At 65.2% G+C, this 18,828-nt stretch carries 16 protein-coding genes; 11 read left to right on the top strand and 5 right to left on the bottom strand.

The genetic code is table 11. The annotated features are described in order from the left end of the window. Positions 1-90 precede the first annotated feature (90 nt). From SADO_RS04300 to SADO_RS04280, 5 genes are all read left to right on the top strand, one after another. The gene (locus SADO_RS04300) at positions 91-1,797 is read left to right on the top strand and encodes a carbon starvation CstA family protein (RefSeq protein WP_353109506.1); all 1,707 of its coding nucleotides are present in this window, start codon (positions 91-93) and stop codon (positions 1,795-1,797) included. Further along, positions 1,794-2,261 (top strand): hypothetical protein, encoded by a 468-nt coding sequence (locus tag SADO_RS04295; RefSeq protein WP_353109504.1) that lies wholly within the window; start codon positions 1,794-1,796, stop codon positions 2,259-2,261. Before SADO_RS04300 ends, SADO_RS04295 begins: the two co-directional genes overlap by 4 nt. Before the next feature lie 50 nt (positions 2,262-2,311). Continuing rightward, complete coding sequence (locus tag SADO_RS04290; protein ID WP_353109502.1) at positions 2,312-2,575, top strand: cory-CC-star protein; 264 nt, start codon at positions 2,312-2,314, stop codon at positions 2,573-2,575. Continuing rightward, on the top strand, positions 2,575-3,543 hold the full coding sequence (locus tag SADO_RS04285) for an ArsA family ATPase (RefSeq protein WP_353109501.1): 969 nt from the start codon (positions 2,575-2,577) through the stop codon (positions 3,541-3,543). Before SADO_RS04290 ends, SADO_RS04285 begins: the two co-directional genes overlap by 1 nt. A 357-nt stretch (positions 3,544-3,900) precedes the next feature. Then, positions 3,901-5,115: a GGDEF domain-containing protein gene (locus tag SADO_RS04280; protein WP_353109500.1), complete on the top strand. Its 1,215-nt coding sequence runs from the start codon at positions 3,901-3,903 to the stop codon at positions 5,113-5,115. Here SADO_RS04280 and SADO_RS04275 read toward each other — a convergent pair. From SADO_RS04275 to SADO_RS04255, 5 genes are all read right to left on the bottom strand, one after another. Further along, positions 5,093-6,154: a hypothetical protein gene (locus SADO_RS04275; protein WP_353109498.1), complete on the bottom strand. Its 1,062-nt coding sequence runs from the start codon at positions 6,152-6,154 to the stop codon at positions 5,093-5,095. The genes SADO_RS04280 and SADO_RS04275 overlap by 23 nt on opposite strands. Before the next feature lie 69 nt (positions 6,155-6,223). After that, positions 6,224-7,429 carry an NAD-dependent epimerase/dehydratase family protein gene (locus SADO_RS04270; RefSeq protein WP_353109496.1) on the bottom strand — a complete coding sequence of 402 codons (1,206 nt, stop codon included), beginning with the start codon at positions 7,427-7,429 and terminating at the stop codon, positions 6,224-6,226. A 2-nt stretch (positions 7,430-7,431) separates the two neighbouring features. Further along, positions 7,432-8,472 (bottom strand): glycosyltransferase family 4 protein, encoded by a 1,041-nt coding sequence (locus tag SADO_RS04265; protein WP_353109494.1) that lies wholly within the window; start codon positions 8,470-8,472, stop codon positions 7,432-7,434. Positions 8,473-8,679: 207 nt separating this feature from the next. Beyond that, complete coding sequence (locus SADO_RS04260) at positions 8,680-9,660, bottom strand: NADPH:quinone oxidoreductase family protein (protein WP_353109493.1); 981 nt, start codon at positions 9,658-9,660, stop codon at positions 8,680-8,682. A 194-nt stretch (positions 9,661-9,854) separates the two neighbouring features. Then, the gene (locus tag SADO_RS04255) at positions 9,855-10,487 is read right to left on the bottom strand and encodes a TetR/AcrR family transcriptional regulator (protein ID WP_353109491.1); all 633 of its coding nucleotides are present in this window, start codon (positions 10,485-10,487) and stop codon (positions 9,855-9,857) included. Between the two features lie 186 nt (positions 10,488-10,673). Here SADO_RS04255 and SADO_RS04250 point away from each other — a divergent pair, with 186 nt between their 5' ends. From SADO_RS04250 to SADO_RS04225, 6 genes are all read left to right on the top strand, one after another. Beyond that, positions 10,674-12,464: an acyclic terpene utilization AtuA family protein gene (locus SADO_RS04250; protein WP_353109489.1), complete on the top strand. Its 1,791-nt coding sequence runs from the start codon at positions 10,674-10,676 to the stop codon at positions 12,462-12,464. A gap of 13 nt (positions 12,465-12,477) precedes the next feature. Further along, the gene (locus SADO_RS04245) at positions 12,478-13,644 is read left to right on the top strand and encodes an acyl-CoA dehydrogenase family protein (RefSeq protein WP_353109487.1); all 1,167 of its coding nucleotides are present in this window, start codon (positions 12,478-12,480) and stop codon (positions 13,642-13,644) included. Positions 13,645-13,649: 5 nt separating this feature from the next. Continuing rightward, positions 13,650-15,266, top strand: coding sequence for an acyl-CoA carboxylase subunit beta (locus tag SADO_RS04240; protein ID WP_353109485.1), 1,617 nt, complete (start codon positions 13,650-13,652; stop codon positions 15,264-15,266). Between the two features lie 82 nt (positions 15,267-15,348). After that, the gene (locus SADO_RS04235) at positions 15,349-16,155 is read left to right on the top strand and encodes an enoyl-CoA hydratase-related protein (protein WP_353110080.1); all 807 of its coding nucleotides are present in this window, start codon (positions 15,349-15,351) and stop codon (positions 16,153-16,155) included. A 55-nt stretch (positions 16,156-16,210) separates the two neighbouring features. After that, a complete protein-coding gene (locus tag SADO_RS04230) occupies positions 16,211-18,217 on the top strand; it encodes an acetyl/propionyl/methylcrotonyl-CoA carboxylase subunit alpha (protein WP_353109483.1) in 2,007 nt (668 codons plus the stop codon). A 26-nt stretch (positions 18,218-18,243) separates the two neighbouring features. Continuing rightward, complete coding sequence (locus tag SADO_RS04225) at positions 18,244-18,786, top strand: hypothetical protein (protein WP_353109482.1); 543 nt, start codon at positions 18,244-18,246, stop codon at positions 18,784-18,786. Positions 18,787-18,828 lie beyond the last annotated feature (42 nt).

Genomic DNA, 18,828 nt, shown 5'->3' with positions numbered 1-18,828 from the left:
CGTCGGGTGGCGCCGCGCATACGCGCGTTGCTAGCATTCGAAGGATGGCCCAGCGCCCGCTTCCGGGGCGCGATAGCGAGGGGAGACGATATGCCGGCTTTTCTGTTGATCGTGATCACGATGATCGCGTTCTATTTCGCCTACCGCTTCTATTCGCGCTATCTGGCCGAAAAGGTCTACCGGCTCGATCCCAACTTCGTCACCCCCGCGCATGAACTGCGCGACGGCGTGGACTTCGTGCCGACTCATAAACATGTGCTGCTTGGCCATCACTTCACCTCGGTGGCCGGCGCGGCACCGATTGTGGGGCCGGCTATCGCGGTCTACTGGGGCTGGCTGCCTGCACTGACGTGGGTGATCCTGGGTACGATCTTCGCCGCCGGCGTGCACGACTTCGGCTCGATCGTGGTTTCTGCACGCAACCGCGGCCAGAACATCGGCACGCTGTCAGGCAAGGTTGTTTCCGCCCGGGCCAGCACGCTCTTTCTGCTGATCATCTTCTTCCTGCTCACGCTGGTGAACGCTGTGTTCGGCGTGGTGATGGCAATCCTGTTCGAGAAGAACCCGGGTGCGGTCATTCCGGCGCTGATCGTGATTCCGATCGCCATCTTCATCGGCCAGTGGGCCTACCGATTGGGCCGATCGATCATCATTCCGTCCATTCTCGGTCTGATACTCCTTTATATCGCCATTCCGATCGGGCAGGCGTACCCCATCTATGTCGACGGGCTTGCCGAAGCGGTGGGCCTGTCGGTGCGCACGACCTGGATCATCCTGATCTTTGCCTACACCTGGATTGCCTCGCGCCTTCCGGTATGGGTGCTGCTGCAGCCGCGCGACTACATCAACGGCCAGCAGCTGATCGTGGCGTTGTTCGTCATCTTCCTTGGCGTGCTCGTGGGCTGGGATACGATCAGTGCCCCGGCGGTCAACGAAGTGGCGCCGAATTCGCCGCACTGGTTCCCCTATCTGTTCATCACCGTTGCCTGTGGTGCGATCTCCGGCTTCCATAGTCTGGTGGCCTCGGGCACGACTTCGAAGCAGCTCGACAAGGAAACCGAGGCGCGTTTCGTCGGCTATGGCGGCGCGCTGGGCGAAGGCGCTCTGGCACTCGCGGCCATCCTCGCCTGCACGGCAGGTCTGGGCGCGGCGGGCGACTGGAACGCGGCCTACGCCGACTTTGGTGCTGCCTCCGGCGGTGCACTGGGCAACTTCGTCAACGGCACTGGCCATTTCCTGAGCAACTTGGGCATACCGGCCACGCTAGGCGCGACCTTCGCGGCGGTGGTGGTGATCACCTTTGCCGGCACGACCATGGACACCGGCGTGCGCCTGCAGCGCTATATCCTCCAAGAGATCAGTGAGCTGGCGGGCGTCAAGGCGCTGTCCGGCCGTGTGAACCTGCTGACCACGCTGGCGGTGCTGATTCCGCTCGGCCTGGCACTTGTGCCCGGTGGTGAAAGCGCCAGCGGCAAAGGCTTTGCCTTCGGCCGACTCTGGACTCTGTTCGGAACCACCAACCAGTTGACGGCGGGTCTCGCCCTGTCGATCATCGGCGTATGGTTGCTGGCGCGTAACCGTAATCCGCTGGCAGCGCTTATTCCGCTCGTATTCCTGCTGTTCATGACGACTTGGGCGCTGTTGCTCAATCTAGTGGATTTCTTCCAGAAGGGCGACTGGCTGTTGCTGGTCATGGATGCGGCCATTTTCGTACTGGCGGCCTGGCTCGTGGTCGAGGCGTTCACGGCATTCAACCGTGAACGCATGAACCCGAGCGCTGCCACCGCGGACCGATGAGCCCGACATCCCTGCCTGCGCATGCCCGTCGTGGCTCGCGGGCAGGGGTGCGTTCGCATCAGGCGATTCTGGTCCGAGAGCAGGATTCCCAGCACAGCGGCTCCGGTTGCTGTGGCCGTTTGGGCGAAAGCCACACCGAGTTAGGCAAGGCAGCCGATTTCAGCCATAGCCGAGCGCGCATGGAGCAGATGGGCGAGATCTATCGAGCGTTGATCGACGCCGCGCCTGATCTCGATCTGGTGGTAGCCGATCCGCGCAACATCGTCTGGCTTTATCCTGCGATCTGGCGGGCCGCACGGAACAACGGTCTCGGCGTGGGCGCGACGCTACGTTCGATGGGCCGCGCGGGTGCGCCGGTGGCGGTCGTTGTCGACGGCGAGACGCTGTTCTCCGGTCGGTTGCCGGAGAGTGAGACGGTCGTGAAGGCCGTTCTCGATCGAGTCGCGTTACGCTTCGACGCCTGAGCCGCGGCAGTTCTGCCGTATTCAACGCACCGCCCGAAAGGCAGCTGATCATGTCGAACGACAAAAGCCTGTGGCAACGCTTGTCCGACTATCACGACGAGCTGTTCATGGCGCCATGGCGGGCCGGCGTCGCCCGCGAAGCACGCTCGGAAGAAGATGCGCTGGTCGCGTTGCTGTTTCTGGAGGCGCTGGGCATCCCCGGCCCGGCCGATTATTACGCGCTCGAACTCTACCCGGATCTTATCGAAGCGTTCCATAGCTGGCATCAACGCATGGGCATGGAGACGTTCCCCGAAGCCGGTGTCTGCTGTTGATGGCAGGCAAGCAGCACGAGCATCATCACGACGAACCGACGCGTTTCTACCTGTTCGGCGGCAAGGGCGGAGTCGGCAAGACCACGCTGGCAGCGGCCAACGCGCTACGGCTGGCGGCCACGGGCCAGCGCACGTTGCTGGTGTCGACGGACCCAGCGCATTCCGTGTCGGATCTGCTGGAGACACGGCTGACCGCAGAGCCTACGGCGGCCGGCGACAATCTCTGGGCCATGGAGATCGACCCGGAGGCTGACGCCAAGGCCTATGTCGAAGGTATTCGTGAAGACGCCGAGGCGGCGGTCTCGAAGGCCGTGCTGCCCGCGCTCGACCGACATCTGAAGCTCGCCGTGCAGGCGCCCGGCACGGCGGAATCTGCGCTGTTCGACCGCTTTACACGGATCATGACCTGGTGCCCGGATCATTATGATCAGGTGGTGTTCGATACCGCGCCGAGCGGGCATACCTTGCGTCTGCTCACCCTGCCCTCGATGCTGGGTGCCTGGGTTGAAGGTCTGCAGCAACAGCGCGCCAAGGTGAACAAGCTGCAGGGCATGTGGCGAACGATGGCGGGGGTTTCCGAGCCGGATCGCGAGGATCGCGTGCTCGCGCGTCTGCGCCAGCGCGCCGAGCGTTTCGCCGAGTCCCGTAAACGCCTGCACGCGGAATCGGTGTTTCATCCGGTGCTGCAAGCCGAACGCCTGCCGATCGAGGAGACGGCACGGGTGATCGAGCAGCTACGCGATACGCAGATTCCGGTTGGCGCACTCTACGTCAATCGCCTCTGGCCGGCCGACGAGGCCAGCGCCTTCGTCACCGAGCGGGTGGCCCAGCAGAACGAGTATCTCGCCGAGATCCGCGAGCGTTTCAGCGACTTCGCACTGGTCGAGGTTGCCCAGAGCGCGCGCGATATCGTCGGCCGTGAGCAGCTGAACGCGCTGGCCGAGCGCCTGGCTACGACGCCGGCGTAGGCGCATGCCATAACTCCCGCAACGGATGGGCGCCTTGCTCGTGATGCGCTGGTGCCGGGTGCGGTCGTCGAGTCGTGGTCAGGTGCTTACCGCATCACGTCGCGTGTGCGGGTGTTTGCGGCATGGCTGTTGTAGTCTTGATCGTGGGATCAGCGACTTCGGTCGTCGAGGAAAAAGGGGGTGGCGGTCACGGTGATGACGCTGTGGCTGCTGCGTGACAGGCTCGGCGGGCTGCCATGGGTGCTCGCCGGGCTGTGCTAACAACGGTTCGCAAGGTGCACACCAACGTGTGCGGCCGGGTCTGTCTTCGCGCCGGATGGCGCGCTGCGGCCAGCGAATCGTGAGGACTCACGCGCGATGGTGAGCTACCCGTTGCTGAAGGTAAGCGGTCGGTTGAACTACCGCCGACTGGTCGATTTCCTGCGTGCCACCCGGGACCCGGAGTACCTGGCTGCGAAAGCCATGGATATCGGCGATTTCACGCGGCTGGCGATCCTGTTCGCCGCGGTCTTTCTGGTTGCCGCGATTCTCTGGGACCACGCAATCGACGCGACCAACGCGCCGCAGGCGGCCTGGCTGCGCGTGGTCGAGGCCTCCGTGGTGCTCGCGTGGGCGGTGGCCAGTCGGGTGGATATTCATTCGAGGCAGGCACGGATTGCCGCGCTGCTGGCGCCGCTGTTTGTCGAGATCACCTTTCTCAAGATCCTGTCGATGCTCGAGGGCGGCGGCTCGTACGGCATGGGCGGCATTCTCTACGGCTATATTTTCGGGCCGTTTCTCGTGCTCGCCCAGCCGTTCGGGTTTGCCGTGCTGGTGCTCTCGGTGCCGACGATCTTTCCGGCGCTGGCGAACCTGCTGGGCCTGTCCTTCGGTATCGATATGGCGCTGTTCAGCGCCTATGTCTGGATGGGCTTCGTTCCGATCGTTTTCATCCTGCTGACCTTCGAATATCTCTACTGGAAAGTGTTCTCCTATCGCCGCCAGGTCGAGCGCCAGGCGGTCACCGATGGTCTGACCCAGATTGCCAACCGCGGGCATTTTCTCAGCGAAGGCGCGCGTTGCCTGGAGCGGCATCGTCGATACGGGCATCCCGCCTGTTTTCTGTTCATCGACGTGGATCATTTCAAGACGATCAACGACACCTACGGTCATCGGGTTGGTGATGCCGCGATCCGCCACGTGGTGCGCACGGTTCTGCCGCTGGTTCGCGAGAGTGACCTGATCGCACGTTACGGTGGCGAGGAGTTCGTGGTGCTCCTGCAGGAAACCGAGGCATCGCTGGCCAGCAGTATCGCCGAGCGCATGCGGGCCGCAGTGGCCGCGAATCAGTTCCGGCCCGCCGGCCGTAATGCCATGCCTGTCACGCTGACGGTAAGCATCGGCGTGGCATCGTTCGCGCCCGGCACGGACATCCCCGACATCGATGTGCTGGTGCACAACGCCGACGAGGCGCTCTACGAGGCCAAGCGGCAGGGGCGCGATCGCGTGGTCAGTGATTTCGACGCGCTGATGTCGGTCGGCGATGGCGACATCGCGGCACGGGAAGCGGTCAGTCGAGCAGCCGGATCTTGAGGCGACGTACCAGTTCGGTGGCCTGCGCCTCGGTGAGATGACGCGCGAGAATGACGGTGCGGTTACGCAGGTTCATCGCCACGCTTTCCTGGCTGTCCGCGAAAACAGATACGGGGTTGGGCGCCGGCATGTCTTCGGCTTGCGCGGTAACCGGTAGCGTGAGTGTCTGGCGAAGGCTCTCGGGATTGTAGTAGTTGTCGATCTCGTCGGTTGCCCCTTGCGGCACGTAGATGCCGCCGATATGCGTGCGCGGATAGCGGCCGGGGTCGCCGCCGGCCACCACGGTCAGAGTGTCGTCATCGATCACGATGCGGGCCAGCGGCGCACGCCGGGAAGCCGTAAGACTTGCGGCGGCACCGGTCAGCGCGATGGCGATCAGGGCGATCGCCGCTATCGGCAGCATGGCGAGCAGTGCGATATCCGGGAAGTGGTTGTCGAGCCAGAGGGCGAGCGCGCCGAATACGATGGCCGCATTGACGACGATACTCAGCAGCCGGTTCAGTGGCCGCCAGCGGTTCTGGCGTACGTCCAGCGCCACCACGCCGTGGCGCCGGCGGCGCTCCACGATGGTTCCGTCCTCGTCGTCGGATCCCTGTCGGATCGACAGCGCCATGAGCGTGAATGCGGCGGCGAAGACGGCTAGGCCGGCGAATGTGATGTCGAGCCGCATGCGGTGCGAGTCGCCGACGAAAGGCGTGAGCCCGAGGCCCAGGCTGATGACGGCAAGTACCGCCGCACCGAGACAGGCCCCGGCCCAGCGTGTGTGTCCGCGTGCGCTCTGGAAGAGCCCCGAAAGCGCCAGCGCCGGGATGGCCCAGGCAAGCATGGGCGATACGGTCTCGGCGGCGGATGGCCGATCGAGCCCCGCCAGGGCGTCGAGAACGGTGCGCGTGACCATGAAACCGGACGGCATCGAGCCATCGCCGAGCGTGAGCCAGGGCGTGAAGTAAAGCAGCAGCAACGCGACGGTCAGTGCCGTCGGGGTCCAGCGGGCATCCATTTCCACAGGGCGAACACTCGGCTCACGGGTGGATCGCAAGTATAGGCCAGTGCTGCAATGTTGGGACAGTTACGCGCGCCCGACGGCTTGCTGGACGCGCCGGACTATTCAGGATGCGACGCGCTCGCGCCCTAGTTGGCGTGATGGCTCGCGTGGCTGCACCCATTGCGAGGTCGCGACGATGCGCGAGTCGTCACAGCGATCGGCATAGCGCTGGGCGATATCGATGATTTCGTTCAACAGGCTGCCGCGCAGGGTGGTCGGTTCCAGGCCGAGATCGAGCAGGCAGGCGTTGTCGACACACAGATCGTTCTCTGCAGCTTCGCGGCGCGGATTCGGCATGTTGCAGATGGCCGCGCCGGTCAGCTCGGACACCAGTTTCGCGAGTTCACCGACGCGCCAGGTCTCGGTCATCTGGTTGTAGATGCGCACGCGCTCGTTGCGCTTCGGCGCGTTGTCGATCGCCATCTCGATACAGCGCACCGTGTCCTGGATATGGATGAAGGCGCGGGTCTGGCCGCCGCTGCCGTGCACGGTCAGGTCATGGCCGACCGCGGCCTGCATTAGAAAACGGTTGAGCACGGTGCCGTAGTCGCCGTCGTAGTCGAAGCGGTTGATCAGGCGCTCGTCCAGGCGCGTCTCGCGCGTCTGCGTACCCCAGACCACACCCTGGTGCAGGTCGGTGATTCGCAGGCCGTCGTTCTTGTTGTAGAAATAGAACAGCAACTGATCCTGGGTCTTGGTCATGTGATAGATGCTGCCCGGGTCCGGCGGGAACATGATCTCGCGCTGGGTGCGGGCCCCTGCGCTGTCGTCCACCTCGACGGTGAGATAGCCCTCGGGAATACGCAGCCCGCCGCCGTAGCCGTACACACCCATGGTGCCCAGATGCACCAGATGTGCATCGACGCCGGTTTCGACCAGCGCACAGAGCACGTTCTGGGTGGCGGCGAGATTGTTCTCCACGGTGTAGCGTTTGGCGCGCGCGTGCTTCATGGAATAGGGCGCCGAGCGCTGTTCGGCGAAATGCACGATGGCATCCGGCGCGAGCCGGTCGATGGTGGCTTCCAGGCGGTCGTACTCGCGTGCCACGTCCATATGCAGCGCCGCGATGGTGCGGCCGGTGATCTGTTTCCAGGCGTTCAGGCGCACATCGATCGGCGAGATCGGCGTGAGCGACGCCACGCCGAGCTCGTTATCGATATTTCGGCGCGAGAGGTTGTCGATGAGGGTCACGTCGTGGCCCTGGCCGGACAGATGCAATGCCGTCGGCCAGCCGCAGAAACCGTCACCGCCGAGTATCAGTACCTTCATTTTCAGACCTCTAGTACCGGGGGATCGAAACGCAATTGCGGGCGCCGTGCCGGCGCGAGTTGGGACGCAAACTCGGCGGCGGATGCAGCCCAGCCGTTTGCGCGGGCGTAGGCGAGGCCGGCGGCGCCCTCGAGTTCAACAGCGGCGAGCGCGGCCGCGCGCAGGTCGTTGTCGAGCACGCCGGTGACGTAGTTCTGCACGACCTGTTTCGGGCCGGTGACCGGGTACGCCGCTACCGGCACGCCGCAGGCCATCGCTTCCATGAGCACAAGGCCGAGCGTGTCGGTACGGCTGGGAAAGACCATGCAATCCGCCGCGCAGATATGGCGCACGAGATCCTCGCCCAGGCGCATGCCGGCGAAATAAGTGTCGGGATAGCGCTGTTCGAGATCCGTGCGCGCGGGCCCGTCGCCGACGACGAGCTTGCTTCCGGGCAGGTCGAGCTCAAGGAAGGCCTCGATATTCTTTTCCGGCGCGACGCGACCGAAATACATGAACACCGGGCCGGGCAGATCCAGTTGGACCGGTTCGACCGGCCGAAACAGCCGCGTATCCACGCCGCGCCGCCAGAGGGCGAGCCGCGAAAAGCCGCGATCCTCGAGATAGTCCGCCAGAGGCGGCGTGCTGACCATCGTGCGGACGCTGCGCCGATGAAAGACGTTGAGCACCCGATAGCCCAGCCCGACCGGCACCATGGGCCAGCGGGCGTTGATGTACTCGGGGAACCGGGTATGAAACGAAGTCGTGAAGCGCCAGCGGCGCAGCCGGCAATACAGCCAGCCGGCCAGCCCCACGCTGCCCTCGGTGGCGATATGCACGGCGTCCGGCACGAAACGTTGCAGGCGTCTGGCAACGCCGGGCAGCGGGGCGGCGGCAAGCCGGATCTCGTTATAGGTCGGGCAGGGCACGGTCACGAACAGGCCGGGATGAATCACGAGCACGTCGTGGCCGGCGCTTTTGAGTTCGTCGACCAGAGCACTCAGCGCGGTGACGACACCGTTGACCTGCGGCTTCCAAGCGTCGGTGAGCAATGCGATGCGCATGCGTCTCCTCGTTCGGGCCCGCAGTCACGGTGACAGCGGGCGCGGGATGGAGCGCAGTGTGGGTCGCGCAGATAACGCAGCGATGACGCCGCGATGTCGTTTCGATGACAGCGGCGCGTGCCGGCGTGTGCCGGCACTAATGAAAAAGGCCGGCCGGGATGTACCGGCCGGCTCTTTTCGCTTCAGGCTATTTCAGGCCATTCCGGGTTATTCCTGCGGCTTGATGACCAGCTTCCCGGATGCCTTGCGCGACGCCAGCATGGTGATGGCCTCGCCGCCGTTTTCCAGCGAATAGGTGCCCGAAACATGCGGGCGCAGACGGCCCTCGGCCAGCCAGCTGAACAGCGTCTTGAGCTGCTTCTGATTCTCGCCCGGTTCGCGCTGGGTGAACGAACCCCAGAACACGCCGACGATCGAGCAGCCCTTGAGCAGGGCCAGGTTCAGCGGCGGCTTCGGGATCGTGCCGGCGGCAAAACCGATCACCAGCAGGCGGCCACGCCAAGCGGTGCCACGCAGGGCTTTTTCGGTCATGTCGCCGCCGACCGGGTCGTAGACCACATCGACGCCGCGGCCGTCGGTACGTGCCTTGATTGCGTCCTTGAGGTCTTCCTCGACGTAGTTGATGGTCTCGTCCGCGCCGTGTTCCTGGCAGACGGCCAGCTTGTCGGCGCTGGATGCTGCAGCGATCACATGGGCGCCGAGCGCCTTGCCGATCTCGATCGCAGCCAGGCCGACACCGCCCGACGCACCGAGCACCAGCAGGGTTTCGCCGGATTTGAGATCGGCGCGGTCGGCCAGCGCGTGGAACGTCGTGCCGTAGGTCATCACGAAGGCCGAAGCGGTGACGTGGTCGACGCCGTCGGGCATCGGGATCACGCGGTTGGCGTCGGTCGCGATCTGTTCGGCCATGGCGCCATAGCCGGTGAACGCGATCACGTTGTCTCCGGCCTTGAGATGTTTCACGTTGTCGCCCACGGCGGCGACGGTACCGGCCAGCTCACCGCCCGGAGAAAACGGCAGTTCCGGCTTGAGCTGGTACTTGTCTTCGATGATGAGGCTGTCGGGGAAGTTGACCGCCGCGGCCTGCACGTCGATAAGCACTTGATCGGCCCCGACTTCCGGGGTGGGCATCTCTTCGACGACCAGTGTTTCCGGGGGGCCGAACTGTTTGCAGAGCAATGCTCTCATTTCATGTCTCCTTGCGTATCGTTATGTCGTGTCGGGCGCGGCCCGAGCCATGAACGGACGTTCGTTCAGCATTCTGCCTGAATCAGGCCTGCCATGGGTCGGTGGCAGAACATCTTCTGAGTTCCTGCACGCTTCGAGTGCGCCGAGGTGTTCGGGTTCCGCGTAAGCCATGCTGGCGCGGAAGGCCGAGGGCTTCAACCGATGGCGTAACGCGCCAGGAAAGTGGCCACCGCTTCGTCGCAGGTGCGCTGCACCTTGGCTTCGGACGGCCGGCGTTCGTCGTTGAGCATGCGTGGCCAGAACACCACGCTGGAGATCATGCCCAGGAACTGTTCTGCGGCAAGGCCTGCTTCGGGGACAGCGAGCGTGCCGAGCGCGTGTTCACGTTCGATATAGGATTTCACCGCCGCAAGGAACGGACCGTGGCCGCGCTGCTCGAGGGCATGCCCCATCTCCGGCAGTCGCAGCGCTTCGGCGATAAGCGCGCGCACGAGCGGATGAAAATGAGGCGTCAGAATCAGTCGGGCGTAGTGGTCCGCGATCTCGTGCAGCACTTCACGCGGCTTGCCTGCCGGCAAATCGACAAGCGATTCCGGGGAGACATCCAGAAAAGGCCGCTCGATGATCTGGGCAAACAGCTCGTCCTTGCTCGGAAAGTGTCGGTACAGCGTCGCTGTCGATACGTCGGCGGCCCGCGCGATACGGCTCAGGCTGGTGCCGGTAAACCCGCGATCGAGAAAACACTCAAGCGCCGCGTCGAGAATCGCGTCGCGTTTTTCTTCCGAGATCTGGCGGTGGTAGGCCGCCGCGGGACTGGCGCTGGGCATGAGCGGGTGCAGTGTCGATGAGGTCTCCAGTCTAGCTTATAAGCGTCTAAGGTGAGTCACTCCACTTGACTTAAGAAATACCGCGTCGCAGTCTCTGATCGAACGGCCTTTGGGTGCCGGATTCGCAGCGCGCTCGTTGCTGCGATATCCGGGCGCCGGGCATCTGGACAAGGAGTATTGATCGCCGTGGATTCGATTCGTATCGGCTGCGCATCCGCCTTCTGGGGCGACAGCAACGCGGCCGCCACCCAACTCGTCGAGCGCGGCGATCTCGACTATCTGGTCTTCGACTATCTGTCGGAGATCACCATGTCGATTCTCGCCGCCAAGCGTCGGCGCGATCCGAACGCGGGCTATGCAGAGGATTTCGTCAGCCATGCGCTCGCGCCGGTGCTGGGTGAGATCAAGGCGCGCGGCATTCGCGTGATCAGCAATGCCGGCGGCATCAACCCGGCCGCCTGTCGCGACGCGCTGGCCGAGGCTGCCGCGGCCGCCGGCGTCGAGTTCAATATCGCGATCGTGACCGGCGACGATCTCATGGTTGGCCGTGAACGGCTGGCGTCATCGATCACGCCATCGCCCGGCGAAGGGCCGATGCCGGGTCGTCCGGTCAGCATGAATGCCTATCTCGGCGCGCCGGGCATCGTGGCGGCGCTCGCCGATGGCGCCGATATCGTGATCACCGGTCGCTGCGTGGACAGCGCGGTCGCGCTCGCGCCGCTGGTGCATGAATTCGGCTGGGCGTGGGACGACTACGACCGGCTCGCCCAGGGCAGCTTGGCCGGGCACATCATCGAATGCGGTTGCCAGTGTACCGGCGGCAATTTCACCGACTGGCATCTCGTGGCCGACGGCTATGCCGACATGGGTTATCCGATCGTCGAAGTGGAGGCCAGCGGCGATTTCGTCGTGACGAAACCGGCGAACACGGGCGGGCTGGTCAGCCCCCACACCGTGGGCGAGCAGATGCTTTACGAGATCGGCGATCCGCGCGCCTATCTGCTGCCAGATGTGGCCTGTGACTTCACCCGGGTTCGTCTCGAGCAGGTCGGCGACGATCGCGTCTCGGTGTGTGGCGCGACCGGGCGCGCGCCGAATGCCGACTACAAGATATCGGCAACTTATATGGACGGCTATCGCTGTACCGCGCTGTTCGTGGTCGGCGGTATCGATGCGGCCGCCAAGGCGCACTGCATCGCGGACTCGATCCTCGCACGTTGCGAGCGGTTGTTCGCGGACGCCGGGCTCGCGCCGTTCGCGGCCCGTGAGATCGACGCGCTCGGCTCGGAAGCCATGTACGGCGCCCAGGCCCAAGCCGGTGCGGTCGCAACCCGGGAAGTGGTGGCCAAGATCGCGGTGCGTCACGAAAAGCGTGAAGCACTGGAACTGTTCACCCGCGAGATCGCCGAAGCCGCGACCGGCATGGCGCCGGGACTGACCGGGTTTTTCGGTGGCCGCCCGAGCGTGAGCCCGGTGATCCGCCTGTACTCGTGCTTCGTGCCCAAGGCCGAGGTGCCGGTAACGGTCGAGATGCAGTCGGTCGCGCGTGCCGTGCCAGTCGCAACCGACGGCGGATTCGAGCCGCAGACGCTGTCGGACACGATCGGAACCGACGTCTGGCAAGCGGATACGGACGCGGTGGCCGTGCCGCTCGTGCGCTTGGCGCTCGCGCGCAGCGGCGACAAGGGCGACGCCGCCAATATCGGTGTCATCGCCCGCGATCCGGCCTATCTGCCTTACCTGCGCGCGGCACTCACCGACGCGGCCGTCGCGGCCTATTTCGAACATTTCCTGGACGGCGAAGTCGTGCACTGGGAGCTGCCCGGCAGCGCGTCGATGAATTTCCTGCTCACGCGCGTGCTCGGTGGCGGCGGCATCGCCTCGCTGCGTGCGGATCCGCAGGGCAAATGCCTGGGCCAGATGCTGCTCAATTTCCCGATTCCCGTACCGGCCGCGCTCGCGGCCCGGCTCGCCTAAACGAGACCCGACCATGCAGTTCACCCCCGAACACGAATCTCTGCGCGATACCGTTGCCCGCTTCGTCGACAAGGAGATCAATCCGCACGTCGACGCCTGGGAGGCCGATCAGCAGTTCCCGTCGCACCAGTTGTTTCGCCAGATGGGCGATCTCGGGTTGCTCGGCATTCACAAGCCCGAAGCGTATGGCGGCATGGGGCTCGACTATTCCTATGCGATGGTGGCGGCCGAAGAGCTAGGCCGGATCAAATGCGGCGGTGTGCCGATGGCGATCGGCGTACAGACCGACATGGCCACGCCCGCGCTGGCGCGCTATGGCAGCGACGAACTGCGGCGCGAATTCCTGGCCCCCGCGATCGCCGGCGAGCAGGTCGCCGCGATCGGCGTGTCCGAGCCGCAGGCCGGCTCCGACGTCGCCCAACTCAAGACCACGGCGACCAAGGACGGCGACGACTACGTCATCAACGGCTCCAAGATGTGGATCACCAACGGCATGAAGGCCGACTGGATCTGCCTGCTGGCCAACACCTCGGACGGCCCGGCGCACAAGAACAAGTCGCTGATCGTGGTACCGCTGGATACGCCCGGTGTGGAGCGGGCGCGCAAACTGCACAAGCTCGGCATGTGGTCGTCCGACACAGCCCAGCTGTTCTTCGACGACGTGCGCGTGCCGCGGCGCAACCTGATCGGTGAGGAAGGTATGGGCTTCACCATGCAGATGCAGCAGTTCCAGGAAGAGCGCATCTTCGCCGCGGCTTCGGCGCTCAAGGGCCTGGAGAACATCGTCCAGCGCACCATCGAATACACGTCGGACCGCCAGACCTTCGGCACGCCGATTCTCCACAATCAGGTCGTGCATTTCCGGCTCGCCGAGCTGCAGACCGAGATCGAGGCGTTGCGGTCGTTGGTCTATCGCTGCTGCGAACGCTATATCGCCGATCCAAACGACAGCGGCGTGCTGCAGCTGGCGTCCATGGCCAAGCTCAAGACCGGCCGGCTGGTGCGCGAAGTCAGCGACGCCTGCCTGCAGTACTGGGGCGGGCAGGGCTATATGTGGGAAGCCGAGGTCTCGCGTGCCTATCGCGATACGCGGCTGGTTTCGATCGGCGGCGGTGCGGACGAAGTCATGCTCGGCATCATCTGCAAGACCATGGGCATTCTGCCCGGCCAGCGCGGGTAGTCGTCGTGGCCATCCTGCCTACAACGGTCGAGCCGAACTCCGATACCTACAAGCACAACCGCGAGGGCATGCTCGGCGCCGTCGAGGCGCTACGCGAGATCGAGGCCAGCGTTCACGCCACCGAGCAGAGCAAGGCCGCGCGTTTTCGCGAGCGCGAGCAACTGCTGCCGCGCGATCGGGTCAATCTGCTGCTCGATCGCGGCTCGCCGTTTCTGGAACTGTCCACGCTTTGTGGCTACGGCTGTCACGACGACAGCGACGGCTCGCTCGCCGGTGGCAACAGCATCTGCGGCATCGGCTATGTGTCCGGCGTGCGCTGCATGATCAATGCCTCCAACAGCGCCATCAAGGGCGGCACGATGACGCCCTGGGGCGTGCAGAAGACGCTGCGGATCCAGGAGATCGCGCGCCTGCAGAAATTGCCCGTCTTGTCACTGATCGAATCCGGCGGCGCCAATCTGCTTTATCAGGACGAGATGTTCGTGCCGGGCGGGCGTACCTTCGCGAATCAGGCGCGGCTATCGGCCCAGGGCGTGCCGCAGATCACCGTTGTGCACGGCTCGTCCACCGCGGGCGGCGCCTATATGCCGGGGCTGTCCGACTACGTGATCATGGTGCGCGGGCGCGCGAAGGTATTTCTCGCCGGCCCGCCGCTGCTCAAGGCCGCAACGGGCGAGATCGCCGACGACGAGGAACTCGGCGGCGCGGACATGCATGCCGGCACGGCCGGCACCTGCGAATACCTGGCCGCGGACGATGCCGACGGTATCCGCCAGGCACGCGAGGTGGTCGCCCGGCTGGACTGGAACGCCCGGCAGCAGATCTCCGCGCTGCCGGCTTTCGATACGCCGCATCACGATATCGACCAACTCTGCGGCATTGTCGGCGACGACCACCGCAAGCCTTACGATTGCCGCGAGGTCATCGCCCGGCTCGTCGACGGCTCCGACTTCGACGAGTTCAAGGCCGATTTCGATGCCCAGCTGGTCTGCGGCCATGCGGCCATCGAGGGGCGCACGGTGGGCTTTCTCGGCAACAACGGGCCGATCACCACGAAAGGTGCGAACAAGGCCGCCCAGTTCATCCAGCTGTGCTGCCAGTCCGATACGCCGCTCGTTTTCCTGCAGAACATCACCGGCTACATGGTCGGCAAGGACGCCGAGCAGGGCGGCATGGTCAAGCACGGCTCTAAGATGATTCAGGCCGTGGCCAATGCGCATGTGCCCAAGATCACGCTGGTAATCGGCGGCTCCTTCGGCGCCGGCAACTACGGCATGTGCGGACGCGGGTTCGACCCGGATTTCATCTTTGCCTGGCCCAATTCGCGCACCGCGGTCATGGGCGGCGAGCAGGCGGCCGGGGTGATGCGTATCGTCACCGAAGGCAAATATGCGGCCCGCGGCGAGCCGGTGCCGGAGGGCATGATCGAGAAGATGCATGCCGGGATCACTGCCAAGTTCGAGGAACAGGCCCATGCCTTCTACGGCAGCGCGCGGCTGTTCGACGACGGCCTGATCGACCCGCGCGACAGTCGCCGCGTGCTGGCGTTCACGCTGTCGATTTGCCGCGAAGCACGTCGCCGCGATCTCTCGGCCAACAGCTTTGGCGTGGCGCGTTTCTGATGACAGCGCATGTCGACACGCAGCGCGTCGGCCGCCGGTCATATTCATTCCTGGCGGCGCCGCGCATTCATCCGGAGATGGTCTGATGTCGTTACCGCAAACCCGTCACCTCGCACTTGATCTGGCCGACGGCGTGCTCCGGGTCACGCTCGATCGGCCCGATGTCTCGAACGCGCTCAACGGCGAAATGGTCGAGGAGCTCGCGGCAACGGTCGAAGCGATCCGCGACGATCGCAGCGTGCGCGCGCTCGTTCTGCAAGGCCGGGGGCGGCATTTCTGTGCCGGCGCGGATCTGAAATCGATTGCCGGTGATAGCGGGGCCGAGGCCCGTTCGCGCGTGGTCGCTTTCAATCGTCGTTTTGGCGAGGTGCTAGCCCGGATCGACAGCGCACCGCAGGCGGTGGCCGTGGTGGCCCAGGGCGCGGCGCTCGGCGGCGGCTTCGGCCTGTTGTGCGTCTCCGATATCGCGGTCGTCACCCGCGACGCGAAGATGGGCATGCCCGAAACACGCCTCGGACTGCCGGCTGCCCAGATCCTGCCGTTCGTGGTCGCGCGTATCGGGCTGACGCAGGCGCGCCGTATCGCCATGTGCGGGCTGCGCTTCGACGGCGCCGAGGCCTATCGACTGGGCGTGGCCCATGAGCTGGCAGACGATGCGGATGATGCCGCGTCGCGCCTCGAATCCGTACTGGCCGACATTCGTGCCTGCGCGCCCGGCGCGAATGCGGCCACCAAACAGATTCTCGGCGCGCTCGGTGTCGCGCCTACGCCCGAACTGCTCGACACGGCCGCCGAACGCTTCGCCGACTGTCTGACCGGCGACGAGGGCCGTGAAGGCACTCGCGCCTTCACAGAGAAACGCCCGCCGTCCTGGGTCAGCGACCAATGAGCCGCCCGCCTGTTCTGCTGCCGTCGCGCTGCGATGTATCCATAGAGTTCGACACATGACTGATTCCCGAGGCTCGGTGATGACACCTTTCGACCGTGTACTCGTCGCCAATCGCGGCGAGATCGCGGTGCGTATCGTGCGTGGCGCGCGAGCGGTCGGATGCCAGAGCGTGGCCGTCTATTCCGCCGCCGACACCGAAGCCTTGCATGTGTGCGAAGCCGACTCGGCGGTCGCGATCGGCGGCGCACCGGCGGCCGACTCCTATCTGTCGATCGAGCGGCTGATCGCGGCAGCGCGTGCAAGCGGCGCCCAGGCGATTCATCCCGGCTACGGTTTTCTCGCCGAGAACGCCGACTTCGCGCGTGCCGTGGAAGCGGCCGGGCTGGTGTTCGTCGGACCCGGCGCCGAGGCCATCGAACTCATGGGCCGCAAGCGTGAAGCCAAGCAGCGCATGATCGCGGCCGGCGTACCTTGCGTGCCCGGCTATGGAGGCGCGGATCAGTCCGACGAGACGTTGATCGTCGAGGGCAAGCGCATCGGTTTTCCGCTCATGGTCAAGGCTTCGGCTGGCGGCGGCGGTCGTGGGATGCGGCTGGTCCAGCGCGAAGCGGATCTGGCCGAGGCGATCAAGGGCGCGCGCTCGGAAGCGAGTAACGCCTTCGGCTCGGACGAGCTGATCCTGGAAAAAGCCGTGCTGGGCGCGCGTCACGTCGAGATTCAGGTGCTCGCCGATCACCACGGCCACGTCATCCATCTGGGCGAGCGCGACTGTTCGGTGCAGCGTCGGCACCAGAAGGTCGTGGAAGAAGCGCCGTCCCCGGCCGTGGACGAGACGCTGCGTGCGCGTATGGGTCAGGCGGCCGTCGATGCCGCTGCCGCCATCGGCTATCGCGGCGCGGGCACGGTGGAATTCCTGCTCGATGCGACCGGCGACTTCTACTTCATGGAGATGAATACCCGGCTTCAGGTCGAGCATCCAGTCACGGAGATGATCACGGGCCTAGACCTCGTCGCCTGGCAGCTGCGTATCGCGGCCGGCGAGCGGCTGACCTTGACCCAGAGCGACGTGCAGTTCGATGGCCACGCGATCGAAGTGCGCCTGTGCCTGGAGGATGTCGCCGAGGATTTCATGCCGCAGACCGGTCTCGTGCGGGCATGGCGGGCGCCGAGCGGGCCGGGCGTGCGGGTCGACCACGGCCTGTTCGAAGGCCAGACGATCACGCCGCACTACGATTCCATGGCGGGCAAGATCATCGCCTGGGGCGAGACGCGGGAGATCGCGCGCCGGCGCCTCGTCGCGGCGGTGGCGGATACGCTGTTGTTCGGGCCGACCAACAATCGCGATTTTCTGGCCCGGATTCTGGGCCACCCCGTGTTCGTCGCGGGCGAGGCGAATATCGGTTTCGTTGGCGACCATATGGCGGATGCCACGGCGGCCCAAGCGCCGACCGCAGAACACCGCGCGCTCGCCGCAGCGGCTCTGCATGCGCACGGCACGGCTGAAATCGCCGGCCGCGCCGGGCTCGCGCCCGAACTGCTCGACTGGCGTAGCGCCAATAGCAACGAAACTCCGTTGACGCTGGAGCAGGCGGGCGAGCGCCATGAACTGCGTCTGCGCGGCGCGGGCAGACGGTACGAGGTCTGTGTCGACGAGGTGTGGATCGCGCTCGAACTCGGACGGCGGCGGGGCACGAGACTCGACTACACCCTGAACGGCGTGGCGCGTCGCGCGGACGTGTTGTGTCGCGACAATGCGGTGTGGCTGTCGGCCGCGGGGCGCACTGCGGTTTATACCGACGTCCTGCGCTGTCCGCCCGATCGGTCTGCTGGCGGCGGGGACGGGCGAATCGATGCACGCATGGACGGGCGCATTCAGCGTGTCGATGTGGCCGTCGGTGACCGCGTTGTTGCCGGCGACATCCTGCTGGTGCTGGAAGCGATGAAGATGGAGTTCTCGATCACTGCCGATATCGACGGCGTGATTGAAAGCCTCGGTTGTGCCCCCGGCGACCAGGTCGCGGCCCGACAGTTGTTGGCAGTGATCACGCCGGATAACCTCTGAGGCCGTATTTGCCCAGCGCTTCCCCGATGCCTCGACGGTCTCGTTTCCCCTCCGTCTCGCTCGCCTTGGTCGGCGCCAGTATGCTCGCGGGTTGTGCAAGCACGCCGGTTTACGACTTCGTCGATCCGGCGCATCGTGACGCACGCTATGACGGCTTTCTCGCCTATGCGGCGTTCGAGGATCTGGCACTGCGTGCGGCCTTCGAGGATGCAGTCTGCACTCGGCTTTTCAAAGCCGGCCATGCCTGCGAGACGATGCTGTCGGCGGCACCGCCGACCCGCGAGCAGGACGCCGCCAGCCGTCATGCGGCAAGCCGGCGTAGTGGTGCGCAGGCCACGCTGCTGATCAATGTGGCCGACACCCAAAGTCCGGAACGGGCCTCACTTGCCCACGGCCAGCCCGCCTATGAAATCAGCCTGCTGGATAACGCACGGCAGGAAGTGGTCGCACGCTTTGCAACGGAATCCCAGGCAAAACGCGGTATGTCGACTCGGAAGCAGGCCGATCGTCTGGCGCGTCGACTGGTCGGCGCGTTGGAGCGCGAATCGCTGCTGTTCGAGCGGCCGTAAAGACGGCCATGGCACGCGCCTCGGGCGTGTTCTAAGAAGGGA

The organism is Salinisphaera dokdonensis CL-ES53 (assembly GCF_040361215.1).
Taxonomy (GTDB): domain Bacteria; phylum Pseudomonadota; class Gammaproteobacteria; order Nevskiales; family Salinisphaeraceae; genus Salinisphaera; species Salinisphaera dokdonensis.
The sequence above is the reverse complement of the archived record's forward strand: the minus strand, read 5'-3'. Positions and strand labels throughout refer to the sequence as shown.

Bases quoted from the DNA above. Each gene is read 5' to 3' on its own strand.
- SADO_RS04245 (WP_353109487.1), top strand. From the start codon at position 12,478: ATGCAGTTCACCCCCGAACACGAATCTCTGCGCGATACCGTTGCCCGC.
- SADO_RS04280 (WP_353109500.1), top strand. From the start codon at position 3,901: ATGGTGAGCTACCCGTTGCTGAAGGTAAGCGGTCGGTTGAACTACCGC.
- SADO_RS04260 (WP_353109493.1), bottom strand. From the start codon at position 9,660: ATGAGAGCATTGCTCTGCAAACAGTTCGGCCCCCCGGAAACACTGGTC.
- SADO_RS04225 (WP_353109482.1), top strand. From the start codon at position 18,244: ATGCCTCGACGGTCTCGTTTCCCCTCCGTCTCGCTCGCCTTGGTCGGC.
- SADO_RS04270 (WP_353109496.1), bottom strand. From the start codon at position 7,429: ATGAAGGTACTGATACTCGGCGGTGACGGTTTCTGCGGCTGGCCGACG.
- SADO_RS04255 (WP_353109491.1), bottom strand. From the start codon at position 10,487: ATGCCCAGCGCCAGTCCCGCGGCGGCCTACCACCGCCAGATCTCGGAA.
- SADO_RS04285 (WP_353109501.1), top strand. From the start codon at position 2,575: ATGGCAGGCAAGCAGCACGAGCATCATCACGACGAACCGACGCGTTTC.
- SADO_RS04290 (WP_353109502.1), top strand. From the start codon at position 2,312: ATGTCGAACGACAAAAGCCTGTGGCAACGCTTGTCCGACTATCACGAC.
- SADO_RS04300 (WP_353109506.1), top strand. From the start codon at position 91: ATGCCGGCTTTTCTGTTGATCGTGATCACGATGATCGCGTTCTATTTC.
- SADO_RS04265 (WP_353109494.1), bottom strand. From the start codon at position 8,472: ATGCGCATCGCATTGCTCACCGACGCTTGGAAGCCGCAGGTCAACGGT.
- SADO_RS04230 (WP_353109483.1), top strand. From the start codon at position 16,211: ATGACTGATTCCCGAGGCTCGGTGATGACACCTTTCGACCGTGTACTC.
- SADO_RS04295 (WP_353109504.1), top strand. From the start codon at position 1,794: ATGAGCCCGACATCCCTGCCTGCGCATGCCCGTCGTGGCTCGCGGGCA.